Below are 12,246 nucleotides of genomic sequence, written 5' to 3' on the forward strand. Positions count from 1 at the left end.
TTACCATCTAGTGCAGCGAGGGTATACGTGAGCAGAAAACATCGGCGCAACCAGGTGAAGCTAACAGCCATTTTCGCCGGGATATGCACAGCTATCGTCCTGGGAGGATTAGCGGCGGTAGCCAGTGAATATAAAAGCGTAGCCGTCACCGTTGATGGCGCTACCCGTCAAATGCAAACCACCAATCGCACAGTTGAACAAGTTGTTTCCGATATGGGAATTAAAGTGGGTAAATATGATCAAGTGAGTCCCGCCCTGGATACAAAAATCTCCCGAAACCAAAAAATCAAAATAGTCCACGCTCGCCCAGTCGTCCTCCAAGAAACAAAAAATGCCCAGGTTGCTTGGAAAACCGCCCACCATGATGCTCCAGTATTGCAGACAACTTTCCGGGTGGACAATGCCGAGGTTAAAGGAGTCTATAAACCGGGTTCAGACCCGCGAACAGCAGCCCAAGCAGCAGGTATCAAACTGTCGAACCTAGATAGAGTCACCGTTGAACAAAGCAGTCAAAATACGGCAACCATTAAAGTCGCGCGGGTGCAACGGGGCATAGAGAAAAAGGAAGAAAAATCTGCCCCGGAAGTTAAAAAAGTAGAAGACAAGACTTTGCAACCCGGAGAAGAGATTGTAGAAAACGAAGGAAAACAGGGCGTTACCGCAAAAACTACTTTTGTAGAAAAAGTTGATGGCAGCGTCAGTTTTCAGTCTGCTGAACAGGTAACTACCCTGGTAAAGGCAGAACCAAAAATTGTGCGATTCGGACCGGCAGATAATTCTGGTGACACCAATTATGGACCGGTAGTTCCCGCCGGACAGGCGCAAGAAATCGCCCACCAAAAAGTTATTGCCCGTGGCTGGTCCGAGGGGCAGTTTACCTGCCTAGTTAAACTGTGGAATCGGGAATCAGGGTGGAATGCTTCAGCGAGAAATCGCAGCTCGGGAGCGTACGGTATTCCTCAGTCGCTGCCAGCAAACAAGATGGCATCTGCGGGTGCGGATTGGCGTACTAATCCTGCCACTCAAATCGAGTGGGGACTCGGCTATATTCAAGGACGCTACGGCAGTCCCTGTGAAGCCTGGAATCATTCTGAACGTATAGGCTGGTACTAGTAAGCTAGGGGGGTGGAAAAAAACCCTCCGGTTACGCTTTTGACCCCTAATGCGGTCAGCCAGCTCTGTAAGAGGCTGGATATTCGTCCTACGAAACAGTTAGGACAAAACTTTGTTACCGAACCCAGTGCAATCCGTAAAATTGTGCGCGAAGCAGGGGTGAAAGCAGGGGAGCAGGTTCTGGAGGTCGGACCGGGACTCGGATCTCTTACCCTGGGGCTTTTAGAGGTCGGGGCGAATGTGGCTGCCTGCGAGATTGATTCTCGCTTGGCTGCTTTTTTGCCGGCAACGATTGCTAGTCACGCTCCTCAATCTCTAGAGCGAGCCTACCTGGTAAATAAAGACGCTTTGAAGCTAGTCCCCTCAGATTTAGAGAACTTAGTGGCTCTGTCAGAGAGCGCAGGTGAGGGGGGCAAAGAGCTAGATGCACGGCGAGCTAGCGGGCAGACAGAAAGCGAGCATCACCCTGGCAAGGCTTTTTTGCCCGAAATTCTGGTTTCAAATCTTCCCTATAACGTGGCAGTTCCGGTGCTATTGCATCTATTTGCAGTTTTTCCCTCCTTAAAAAGAGCGCTGGTAATGGTGCAAAAAGAGGTAGCTGTGCGTCTTAGCGCCCCGCCGGGCAGTAAAGTTTATGGGGTTCCCAGCGTTAAAATCGCCTGGTATGGTAAGGCGCGCATGAAATCCGATATTTCGCGGCGAGTGTTTTATCCCCAGCCCAATGTAGACTCCGCGCTGGTAGAAATCGTTCGCGCTCCTAGCGACAATCTTTACTTTCAAGATGATAAGCAAAAAAGCTACCTCAGCAGTGAAAAAGAAATCAGCCGACACTTAGAAAAAACACTCACCACGCAAGAATCAGAGCGCAGGCAACGGGAATTAGTCTTTGAACTCATTGATTGCGCCTTTGCGTCAAGGCGGAAAATGCTGCGTTCTTCATTGAAAACTTGGGCAGCTCCTCTCGCAGTAACGCCCCTATTGCGCGCCGCGGGAATTGCCCCGACCGGTCGGGCAGAAACCTTAACTATTCGCAACTTTGTGGCACTTGCCAAGCTACGCTCCGTTTTAGAATCCAGAGTGGAAAAAACTCCGATTATCCCGGATAAGACCGGTATCAATATAACTACCCTAGAGCGGGAAGAAAACAGCGTTCCCGCGTCCGCGCCCGCTGCGCCCTCAAAGCCAAGCCTTCCAGCTGCCGAAACTGCCTCTGCCAGGCAAGCCCAAGCGGTAAGCAACGGCAAAATCAACCTATTTTTGGCAGCTACCAGGGCAAATGATGGCTACCATCCCCTGTCTACTCTGTTTCAAGCGGTTAATCTGCGTGAGAAAGTAACAGTTAGCTTACAAGAACAAGGTCTCGATATTGACATAAAATTCGATGCTCCTGAGGGAGCGGTTGGTTATAGTCCTGACCGCGACCAACAAGCACTAACCGGGTTGGCGGTACAAAATAACCTCGCAACCCGCGCTTTTTTGCTGGTAGCGGAGCAGTGTGGCTACCAGGGGGGAGCAAAAATCAGTATTGAGAAACAAGTGCCGGTAGCCGGGGGTATGGCAGGGGGTTCAGCCGATGCGGCTGCGGCCCTGCTGGCTTCTAACCAGGTTTTAGCTGCCGGGATTTCTCGTCACCAATTAGCTGAAATTGGGGCAAAACTAGGGGCGGACGTGCCATTTGGGCTCTATGGGGGAACCTGTTTTGCAGACCGCTACGGAGACCGGATTACCCCGCTTCCGCCAGCGAACTCCCTGTCGGTAGTCGCCGCGGTTTCTCCTAACACCCTTGCTACTCCCGCAGTATTTAGGCAATATGATAAAAGTGATTGTCTCCGGCAAAAATTACCGAATTTGGCGGAATTAAATTCCCTGCTTCAAGCTCTCTATCAGGCAGACTTGCCGGCTCTTGCGCAGCTGATTCAAAATGATTTGCAAAATCCAGCAATCAAACTCATGCCGCAGCTGGCACTAACCCTAGAAGTTGCCAAACAGCAGGGAGCGGTGGCTTTTATTTCTGGGTCTGGACCTACTGTGATTGCTTTAGTACAAACCGATTCGCACGCGCGCGCCCTGGCAGTAGAACTAGCGAAACTAGATACCGTCTCCTATGCTCTGCCGCTTACTTTTTCGACCCCCGCCTGTCCCCTAGATAGAGAGCATTGGTTAGCGTGAAAACTTTCCTAGCTGGAACTAAAGACGTATCCGCGTTGGCAGGGCCGCGCCGACTCTTGGCGGGAGTAACCTTAAGCCTTTTCCCCGCTGACCGGATTGGTATTCTCGGACCAAATGGAGCCGGCAAATCCACCCTGCTTCGTCTGCTCAGTGGTGAGCAGCAGCCAGATAGCGGTAGCGTAACCTATGCGCCCGGTATCAGTTTTGCTGCCATGTCACAACAGGAAACTCTAGATTCCGCTTTAAGTGTTAAACAGGCGGTTCATGCAGATATTCCTGACTATCAGTGGGCATCTCAACCTCATTTGCGAGCCATAGACCAAGGATTATTGTCCGATGTGGACATGGAGACTAGCTGTGGGGAACTTTCAGGGGGACAGGCGCGCCGGGTAGTGCTTGCACGAACTTTAGGGCAAGATGCGCCGATTCTTGCTTTAGATGAACCCACTAACCATTTAGATGTCGAGGGCGTAGCTTGGCTAGCTAAATATCTGAATAACCGTTTCAGCTCGGGAAAAGGAGCTTTAGTGGTTATTACCCATGATCGTTGGTTTCTCGATGCGGTCTGCAACCGGATTTGGGAGGTGGTTCCAGGCGCAGATTCAGGAAACGGTCGTCCGCAAATACCGGGACATATTGAAGAATATGACGGTTCATACGCGGCCTATGTGCTGGCTCGGATGGAGAGAGCCCGGCAAGCCGAAGTGGCGGAAGAAAAACGTCAAAATCAGTTACGCAAAGAGCTAGCCTGGCTGCGGCGAGGGGCTCCGGCTCGTACCTCAAAACCAAAATTCCGTATTGAGGCGGCCGAGGCCTTAATCAGTGACGTTCCGCCCTTAAGGGACAGTGTAGAACTTGTGCGCTTAGCTTCAGTGCGTTTAGGGAAACGAGTCATTGAACTCGAAGATGTTTCATTTTCTTATCCCGAATCGACGCGAAATATCTTAAACCAGGTGACCTGGCGATTAAACCCAGGGCAGCGCGTAGGAGTAATCGGCGTTAATGGGGCTGGTAAATCGACATTACTGAAAATAATGAGCGGAGAACTCACCCCTACAAGTGGAAAAATCAAACGGGGGAAAACCGTGCAGCTCGCAACCTTGGCGCAGTTGCCTCAAATCGGACAGATGAACCCCGACCTTAGAGTAGTGGAAGCAATCTCGCAGATAAAAGAGCGGATTATTTGGGGAGAAAAAGAAATCACCGCCACGAAACTGGTTGAGAAACTGGGGTTTTCAAAAGAACGCGCCTGGACAAGGGTAAGCGAACTATCGGGTGGGGAAATGCGCCGCCTACAGATAGCTACTCAGCTGCTAGCCGAACCTAATGTTTTAATTTTAGATGAGCCAACTAATGATTTAGATACCGACACATTGGCGAAACTGGAAGATCTTTTAGATTCATTCCCCGGCACCTTGATAGTGGTTAGCCATGACCGATACCTGCTGCAACGGGTAACAGATTCGCAGGTAGCGCTGCTGGCTGATGGAACCTTGGCGGCGTTACCGGGAGGGGTGGAGCAGTATCTACAAATGCGCGCTGCCCGGCAATCAGACGGGGTAGCTAGTAATGGTGTGGGAGAGCAGAAAAAGAGCGAAGGCGAGGGTAATTTAGCCTCCTCGAAACCCCCTAAGAAAAGCGGGGCTGAGATTTATCGCACCCGCAAAGAGCTGTCGGCGATTGAAAAGAAACTTGACAAGGTACAAACCCAACTAGCAGCTCTTGATGAGCAGCTAAGTGAAAGTGCAGCCGATAGCAGCCCTCAAGGCTTGCTTCACCTGCAAGAACTAAATAAACTTCGTACACAGCTAGTTGCTAACGAAGAAGAACTGGAAGAAACCTGGCTGCGTCTTAGCGAGATTCTAGACTAGCTAACCTGCTCAGCGTACGGGGAAAATAGCTGCTTCGGTAATTGGGTGGGGTAGGGAAGGCAGGTGCTTAGCGCAGAGGACGCACCGGTGTACCCTCAAAGGGCAGTAGTAGCTGGCGCAGCAAAGCCGAAAGGGTTTTCCGCTCGTCCTCGTCCAGGGGAGCTAGTAGCTCAGACTCCCTCATCAGTAGCTCTTTGAGAGCCGAATCAACCCGGGTAACCCCCAAATCGGTTAGGGTTACCAATACCGCCCGGCGATCATGCGGAGAGGGAGTGCGCTTAACCAAGCCTTTCTTTTCTAAACGGTCAATCCGGTTGGTCATAGTTCCGGAAGAAACCAGCAGTTCTTGCAGTAATGTGCCCGGGGTTAGGGAATAGGGCGAGGCGGCACGGCGCAGTACCGAAAGTACATCGAACTCCCAAGGTTCCATCCCCTGGGCGCTGAAAGCCTCTTTACGAGCCAAATCAAGATGGCGTGCCAGGCGCGCTACCCGCGAGTACACTTCCATTGGGGAAACATTAAGGTCAGGGCGTTCAATCTGCCAGGCTAAAATGATGCGGTCTACTTCGTCAGTAGCCTCGGTGGGGTAGTTTTCTGCAAGCACAAGCCAAGTTTACTGGAAGTGGCGAGAACGGTCTATTGTTTCCCGCCGACCTCTATCCTCTTAGCTCTAGCTTTACCTGGGGTGGGTAAGATTTATCGATAGAAGCGTTCCGAAGATAGCCTCCTAGAGAGCGAGATTGCTCTGCCTGGAATGGCTAACTAGCTAGTTTCTTCGCAGAATCGGTCACCAAATGCGGATCTTTGCGCATTCCGGACAGACCATACCAGACCAGATTAACAATATGTGCAGCTACCTCTTGTTTAGAAGGTTTGCGTTCATCAAGCCACCATTGTCCCACTTGGGAGACCAATCCCACCATCATGTGGGCATACATCGGTGCCCAATCGGCATGAAAGCCACTGTCTCGGAAGTGCTCTGCTAATAGAGCCTCAACTTTTTGAGCCACGTCCCCTATCACCGAGTAATAAGAGCCTCGAGACTGGGAGGCGGGTGAATCACGCACCAAAATCCGGAATCCGTCAGTATAGGTGTCAATGTAGTCTAGCAGCGCAAGTGCTGCTCCCTCTGCCATGGCTCGCGGTGACTGGGATTGCTCTAGCACCCCGATAATGGCGGAAACTAGCTGTTGGACTTCACGGTCTACAATCACCGCATAGAGTCCTTCTTTGCCTCCGAAATGTTCATAAACTACCGGTTTGGAAACTTTTGCTTTCGCGCTAATCTCCTCCATGGAAGTAGCCTCAAATCCCTTTTCTGCAAATATGGATCTGGCCACACCAATCAGTTGTTCCCGCCGTTCAATTCCGCTCATTCGCCGTTTCTTACTCACCCCTCTATCATTGCATTTTTGTTTTTCTCGTGGAGGTTTTCCTCTTCTGGGCTGGTATCAGGAAATAAGGGGAGAAATAGGGCAGATATACCGGTTCTCAAGTGCGGTTTTAGGAAATTATTTTTGTCTGTGTAATATAGAGGAGTGATCCGCCCTGGTGTATAGGTAACACGCGGGCTTTTGGTGCCTTGAGAGCCGGGTTCGAATCCTGGGGGCGGAACTGGCATTTGATATGCCTATTTTTCCAATCCGGCTACCGGCAAGGGGTCAAATAGTGGAAAACACGCCCTCCTTAGCGATTGTCTTATCTGCTGATAAATGCACCCCGAACAGTTTTTACGGAAAACAATTTTTTCAGATGAATCTAACTGTCGTTATGGAATGACTCGCTAGGCAAACAATGACTTGTAGAATCAAAATAACGATATGGCATTATCGGCCAGAAAGTGAAAGGTAAACAGCATGACGGGGATTAAATCCGCAGGTCAAAAGCATCTTCTGATTGTGCCTGGGCGGGCATACCCCGAACTTGCGCAAGGGATCGCCGAGGAACTACACACCGAGGTACTTCCTACTGTCGCCTACGACTTTGCCAACGGCGAGATCTATGTTCGATTCTCTGAATCCGTGCGCGGGGCAGACTGCTATGTGGTGCAATCTCACACCACCCCGTTAAACAAATGGGTGATGGAGCAGATGATTATGGTTGATGCTTTAAAGCGGGCATCGGCTGCTCGGATAACCGTGGTGGCTCCATTCTTCCCCTATGCACGGCAAGATAAGAAGCACCAAGGACGTGAACCCATCTCTGCCCGTCTAATCGCCGACCTGTTCAAAACTGCCGGTGCTGACCGCTTGATGAGCGTAGATTTACACGCAGCCCAAGAACAGGGATTCTTTGATGGGCCTTGGGATCATCTCTATGCACAACCAGTACTGATTGACTATGTGAAGAGTCGGGTAGATAAAACCAACCTGACGGTAGTTTCCCCAGATGCAGGACGTATCCGTGTAGCTGAAAAATGGGCAAACAAGTTAGGTGGATGCGAACTGGCCTTCGTGCACAAGACCCGGGATACTACCCGTCCTAATGTGGCAGTGGCTCATAGGGTAGTCGGCACTGTTGAGGGACGAACCTGTGTCTTGGTAGATGACCTAATCGATACCGGTGGCACTATCGCCGAAGCGGTAAAGGTGCTGCTACATTCGGGGGCAAAAGATGTGATTGTGGCTGCTACTCACGGAGTTCTTTCTCCGCCTGCCGCTGAACGTCTTTCCACCTGTGGGGCGCGGGAAGTTATCGTTACCGACACTCTGCCTATTTCGGATGATAAGCGTTTCCCGCAGCTGACGGTACTACCAATCGCTCCGCTGCTGGCCAGTGCGATTCGGACTGTATTTGATGACGGATCGGTTACTGCTCTCTTTGATCAGGATTAAAGTACCGGCAGTATCTAAAATAACCGCAGGGTAAAATACTTTCTGGCAATTAATATGAGTTGCCAGACCTTTTCGGGCTTTGGTTTTACCCGCCCGGATTGGTAATATATGCTAAATCAAGGTTGCCTCGGCGAGGGCGCGTATTGATTAACCAATAGGTGCCGTAATCGACGTGGCCGTGAGGTTTTCTCACGTCCTCCGGGGTCCAGTAATATCAGTAAACCTAAGGAGGAAAAATAATGGCAGCTAAACTAACTGCGCAGCTACGTGAAGAAACTGGTAAAGGTGCTGCCCGCCGGGCACGCCGCTTAGGGCTAATCCCCGCAGTTCTTTATGGTCACACCCTTGAAAAGAACCTACATCTAAATCTGCCAGGGCACGAAGCTTTCCTAATTGTGAAAGATAACCCGAACGCGATTATCAATCTAGAGGTAGACGGCAAGAGCCATCTGGTTCTTATCAAAGAGATTCAGCGCCATCCGGTACGCCGCGATATTTTACATATTGACCTGCTAGAAGTTCGCCGTGATGAAAAAGTAGAGGTCGAAGTACCAGTTGTTCTCGTGGGAGAATCTGCTCCCGGTACCGTGGTAAACCTGGAAGTATTCCACTTGCCCGTAGAGGTATCCCCGCTAGAAATTCCGGAAGAAATCTCCATCAACGTTGAAGGCTGGGAAGAAGGTCGCGTACTTTACGCTCGCGACCTAGAGCTGCCCGCCGGGGTCATCACCACTTTGGACGGTGACCATGACATACTTTCGATTACTCTGCCCGAGGAAATGCCGGAAGAGCCGGCAGCAGGTGAGGCAGAATCAGCAGCAGAACCAGCTAAAGAAGACGCCGCTGAAGAAGAATAATCTCTGGTTATACTTTTCGGGGAGGGCATCAGACCTCCCCGAAACCAATTTTGTACAGAATTAAAGTTGTTAGGGAGCGAAAGTGCAAGAATCCTGGCTGGTGATTGGTCTGGGTAACCCCGGAGAAAAATATGCCTATACCCGTCATAACGCTGGGCATTTAGTAATTAAAGAACTAGCGGAAAGTCAGGGAGTCCAGCTACGCCGCCATAAAAGTGGCTGCCAAGTGGCTACCGTCCATCTGGGCTATCCTGGAAGCGAAATATCGACTTTCAATATTGCTACTTTAGATTCCTATATGAACACTTCGGGAATTCCAACCGCAAAACTGGTCAAGTTTTTTAATATAGATCCCGCTTCTAAGCTGCTAATAATCCATGATGAGCTTGATTTACCCGCCCATGAATTACGATTAAAACGCGGCGGTGGCGAGGGCGGTCACAACGGTTTACGCTCTATTTCTCAGAGCCTCGGAACTAAAGACTATGCCCGCTTACGGATAGGTATCGGTCGTCCTCACCCTCGGCAAGACCCAGCTGACTATGTGTTATCCCCCTTTGGGCGAGCAGAAAAGGCTCTACTTGAAGAGACAGTAATAAATGCAGCTAACGCGGTAACTGACGTGGTGAGCTTGGGATTTACCCAGGCTCAACAGCGACTTAATTCCCAAAAATCCTAGTTAGCCTTAGCAGGGGCATTACTTAACGGAAACGGAACTACTAACTGTTGCTGACATGTCCTTTAATCCCGGTAAAGCCCCAGAATCAAAACCTAACTGTTCCTGTAGCTCACTTAAACTGCTTAGCGTTTGAATCAGCCCCAAATCCTGCAAATTGGGCGTTATAGAAACCAAATCAATTTGTAGCTGCTGCGCAAGAGTTAAACCATGAGAGATTGCTTTCTTGTCAGCGCCGCTAAGACCAGGGTACGGCTGGTAGGCTGCTTGCCGAGGATCGGAACCCAGCTGGCTAACCAGTTCCTGAAGCTCACGACGAAGCAAAGGAGTAATTGCGTTAGAAACCAGCCGTTTTAGCTGTATCTCGCCCCCTTGAGCCACATTTTTTTCCAGATTAAAACGTAAAGAATCCAGTTGCCCGATGATGCGTTCCAGTTCTACCTTTTGCGCCTGGGTTAAGGGCTGTTTTGTTCCTTTTTCGCTGCCTTTATCCTCCGGGCTGGACTTATCGGTACTCCACTTGCCATTTATATAACGCAGCGGCGAAAGCTCACTAGGGCGGGCTGTAGGCAGTGTTTGGGCCGCGGTCGCCGCAATTTGTTTATTGTCCCGCCCCATCCCAATTCCTGCCGAGATCAGCACTTTCGCCAAGGAGGCCGTATCGCGCAACTGCTTTGCCTCGTCCTTATCACCCTGAGTGGAATCTTGACTCCGCGCGACGAGGGCGCTAAGAATAATCCCGTCATTTAATGTATCTGCCTGACAATCCACCATTTTTTGTAGCAAAGCCTGGGCATTTGCCGGAGTACGGAAGGGGAGGGGCTCGGGCAGATTTTCTGGCTTTGCCTTGCCTTTCAGTTTCACCGAGGTGCTAGGCCATCTAGAACCAAGAGCTTTACTGCGATTAGCGAAACGGTTCTTGAACTCTAAGAGATTGGGACTGCCTTGAAAAACTTGTTCAATTCCTGCCTGTATTGCCTCCTGGCAGGCGCTAGCGCGATAGCGAGCCATTTGAACCTTGCTGGCAATAACCGTATCCCCGCTACCATCATCAAGGTGTACGCCGCAGCCGGAAATACTCAAGGAAACGGCGAGCATTAAGGTTAAGGAAACAATGCCGGTTTTTCTCATCAAGATTAAGTTTGCCACGGGTAACATTATTTTTGAAATGCTAGATTAGCGAGGCAAAGAAATGACGAAAGAAAAAACAAAACTAGAACAACAACTCCGCGACTTATTAACCTCCGACTGTGAAGCGGTAGGGCTCTATTTAGAGGACGTGTCACTAAAAAGAGCCGGTAAATATACCCGCTTAGTAGTGACGGTAGATTTACCGCGAGGGCCTGGACCCGTCCTCGAAAATCAGCTTTCTGCCGTTACCTTGGCAATATCTAAACATCTAGACCAGGCAGACCCGATTAAAGCTAGCTATAACTTAGAGGTCACAACTCCGGGAATTGAACGCCCCTTAAAGGACGAACGCCAGTATTCGCGGGCAATTGGTCACTATATTCAGGTAAGAAAATATGACAGTGCCAGTGAAGAGGGTAAACTATTGGCTACAACAACTGAAGAAATCGAACTGGAAACTGCCAGCGGTTCGCGTGTTATTGCCCTTAAAGATATTGAACACGCGCAGATGGTAGTACGGTTCTAAAGGCTCGTAAGGAGCATCAATGGATATTGATATGACCGCGCTGCGCATGGTTGAGGCAGACAAGGGCGTTAGTTTAGATACCCTGGTGTCTGCCATCGAGGATGCTTTACTAAAGGCGTATCACAATGCTCCCGGCGCATTAGCGGACGCGCGGGTAGAAATTGACCGCAAGAACGGTCACGTAATTGTCATGGCTGCCGAAATTGATGAGGACGGCAACAAGATTGGCGAATTCGATGACACCCCCTCCGGTTTTGGACGTATCGCTACCACCACTGCTCGTTCCATCATTATGCAGCGGTTACGCGAAGCCGAGGACGACCAGGTACTAGGGTCTTTCCGGGATAAAAAGGGCGAAATTGTCTCGGGGATTATCCAACAGGGTGGCGACAAAGATACCGTGGTGGTCAAAGTCGGAGAATATGAAGCAGCTTTGCCGAAAACCGAACAGGTCCCTGGGGAAAAATATCGTCACGGTCAGTGGATTCGGGCAGTAGTGGTTAAAACTATGCGCGGAGACAAAGGTCCACGTATCGAGCTGTCCCGCCGGCATCCAGATTTAGTGCGCGGTCTATTTGCTCGGGAAGTTCCCGAAATTGCCTCCGGAGAGGTAATAATCGAATCGGTGGCTCGCGAAGCCGGATATCGTACCAAAATTGCGGTGAGCTCTTCCCGCCCAAATATCAACGCTAAAGGGGCTTGTATCGGACCGATGGGGCGGCGGGTTCGAGCCGTGATGAACGAGCTTAACCACGAAAAAATCGATATCATTGATTATTCTGAGGATGTAGCCGAGTTTGTCGCTAACGCCCTATCACCTGCGCATGTTACCTCTGTCACGGTTGAACCAGCTGAGCATATTTTAGCGCACGTGGTTGTTCCCGATTTCCAGCTTTCTCTCGCCATTGGAAAAGAGGGGCAGAATGCGCGTTTAGCTGCTCGTTTAACCGGAGCAAAGATTGACATTCACTCTGATACCGATTTAGAAGACCCACAGCCAGAATCTTAAAACAGCGACAGTTTTGTTCCCTGCCCCTTAGGTGGCTTCGGGTATTTTGAGCTAAAGCGT

The 12,246-nt window shown here is 50.4% G+C and carries 11 protein-coding genes and 1 tRNA gene; 9 read left to right on the plus strand and 3 right to left on the minus strand.

Annotation, left to right across the window (positions count from 1 at the left end; all coding sequences use genetic code 11):
* Nucleotides 1-27 precede the first annotated feature (27 nt).
* The 3 genes from PG728_RS00640 to PG728_RS00650 are packed head-to-tail and all read left to right on the plus strand — an operon-like array spanning nucleotide 28 to nucleotide 5,153.
* Nucleotides 28-1,113: an aggregation-promoting factor C-terminal-like domain-containing protein gene (locus tag PG728_RS00640; RefSeq protein WP_072510012.1), complete on the plus strand. Its 1,086-nt coding sequence runs from the start codon at nucleotides 28-30 to the stop codon at nucleotides 1,111-1,113.
* A 12-nt stretch (nucleotides 1,114-1,125) separates the two neighbouring features.
* A complete protein-coding gene (gene ispE / locus PG728_RS00645; RefSeq protein ID WP_270625104.1) occupies nucleotides 1,126-3,282 on the plus strand; it encodes a 4-(cytidine 5'-diphospho)-2-C-methyl-D-erythritol kinase in 2,157 nt (718 codons plus the stop codon).
* Nucleotides 3,279-5,153, plus strand: coding sequence for an ABC-F family ATP-binding cassette domain-containing protein (locus PG728_RS00650; RefSeq protein WP_072510010.1), 1,875 nt, complete (start codon nucleotides 3,279-3,281; stop codon nucleotides 5,151-5,153). Before ispE ends, PG728_RS00650 begins: the two co-directional genes overlap by 4 nt.
* Nucleotides 5,154-5,220: 67 nt before the next feature.
* Here PG728_RS00650 and PG728_RS00655 read toward each other — a convergent pair whose 3' ends face one another.
* Nucleotides 5,221-5,757, minus strand: coding sequence for a MarR family winged helix-turn-helix transcriptional regulator (locus PG728_RS00655; protein ID WP_270625107.1), 537 nt, complete (start codon nucleotides 5,755-5,757; stop codon nucleotides 5,221-5,223).
* Nucleotides 5,758-5,911: 154 nt separating this feature from the next.
* A complete protein-coding gene (locus PG728_RS00660) occupies nucleotides 5,912-6,529 on the minus strand; it encodes a TetR/AcrR family transcriptional regulator (RefSeq protein ID WP_072510008.1) in 618 nt (205 codons plus the stop codon).
* A 166-nt stretch (nucleotides 6,530-6,695) separates the two neighbouring features.
* Here PG728_RS00660 and PG728_RS00665 point away from each other — a divergent pair.
* The 4 genes from PG728_RS00665 to pth all read left to right on the plus strand — a co-directional run bounded on the left by PG728_RS00665 (nucleotide 6,696) and on the right by pth (nucleotide 9,523).
* Nucleotides 6,696-6,767 (plus strand) — tRNA-Gln (locus PG728_RS00665).
* A 242-nt stretch (nucleotides 6,768-7,009) separates the two neighbouring features.
* Nucleotides 7,010-7,987 carry a ribose-phosphate diphosphokinase gene (locus tag PG728_RS00670; RefSeq protein WP_270625111.1) on the plus strand — a complete coding sequence of 326 codons (978 nt, stop codon included), beginning with the start codon at nucleotides 7,010-7,012 and terminating at the stop codon, nucleotides 7,985-7,987.
* Between the two features lie 239 nt (nucleotides 7,988-8,226).
* Nucleotides 8,227-8,844, plus strand: coding sequence for a 50S ribosomal protein L25/general stress protein Ctc (locus tag PG728_RS00675; RefSeq protein WP_270625112.1), 618 nt, complete (start codon nucleotides 8,227-8,229; stop codon nucleotides 8,842-8,844).
* A gap of 82 nt (nucleotides 8,845-8,926) precedes the next feature.
* Nucleotides 8,927-9,523 carry an aminoacyl-tRNA hydrolase gene (gene pth / locus PG728_RS00680; protein WP_270625114.1) on the plus strand — a complete coding sequence of 199 codons (597 nt, stop codon included), beginning with the start codon at nucleotides 8,927-8,929 and terminating at the stop codon, nucleotides 9,521-9,523.
* Nucleotides 9,524-9,541: 18 nt separating this feature from the next.
* Here pth and PG728_RS00685 read toward each other — a convergent pair whose 3' ends face one another.
* Nucleotides 9,542-10,669, minus strand: coding sequence for a hypothetical protein (locus PG728_RS00685; protein ID WP_270625116.1), 1,128 nt, complete (start codon nucleotides 10,667-10,669; stop codon nucleotides 9,542-9,544).
* 43 nt (nucleotides 10,670-10,712) lie between these two features.
* Between PG728_RS00685 and PG728_RS00690 the strand changes: the two genes are divergently transcribed.
* Complete coding sequence (locus PG728_RS00690) at nucleotides 10,713-11,177, plus strand: ribosome maturation factor RimP (protein WP_072510002.1); 465 nt, start codon at nucleotides 10,713-10,715, stop codon at nucleotides 11,175-11,177.
* 19 nt (nucleotides 11,178-11,196) lie between these two features.
* Nucleotides 11,197-12,186 carry a transcription termination factor NusA gene (gene nusA / locus PG728_RS00695; protein ID WP_072510001.1) on the plus strand — a complete coding sequence of 330 codons (990 nt, stop codon included), beginning with the start codon at nucleotides 11,197-11,199 and terminating at the stop codon, nucleotides 12,184-12,186.
* The last annotated feature ends 60 nt before the right edge of the window (nucleotides 12,187-12,246 follow it).

The organism is Varibaculum timonense (assembly GCF_027694345.1).
Classification (GTDB): domain Bacteria; phylum Actinomycetota; class Actinomycetes; order Actinomycetales; family Actinomycetaceae; genus Varibaculum; species Varibaculum timonense_A.

Coding starts and splice junctions, on each gene's coding strand:
- nusA (WP_072510001.1), top strand. CDS start 11,197: ATGGATATTGATATGACCGCGCTGCGCATGGTTGAGGCAGACAAGGGC.
- PG728_RS00670 (WP_270625111.1), top strand. CDS start 7,010: ATGACGGGGATTAAATCCGCAGGTCAAAAGCATCTTCTGATTGTGCCT.
- PG728_RS00675 (WP_270625112.1), top strand. CDS start 8,227: ATGGCAGCTAAACTAACTGCGCAGCTACGTGAAGAAACTGGTAAAGGT.
- PG728_RS00690 (WP_072510002.1), top strand. CDS start 10,713: ATGACGAAAGAAAAAACAAAACTAGAACAACAACTCCGCGACTTATTA.
- PG728_RS00660 (WP_072510008.1), bottom strand. CDS start 6,529: ATGAGCGGAATTGAACGGCGGGAACAACTGATTGGTGTGGCCAGATCC.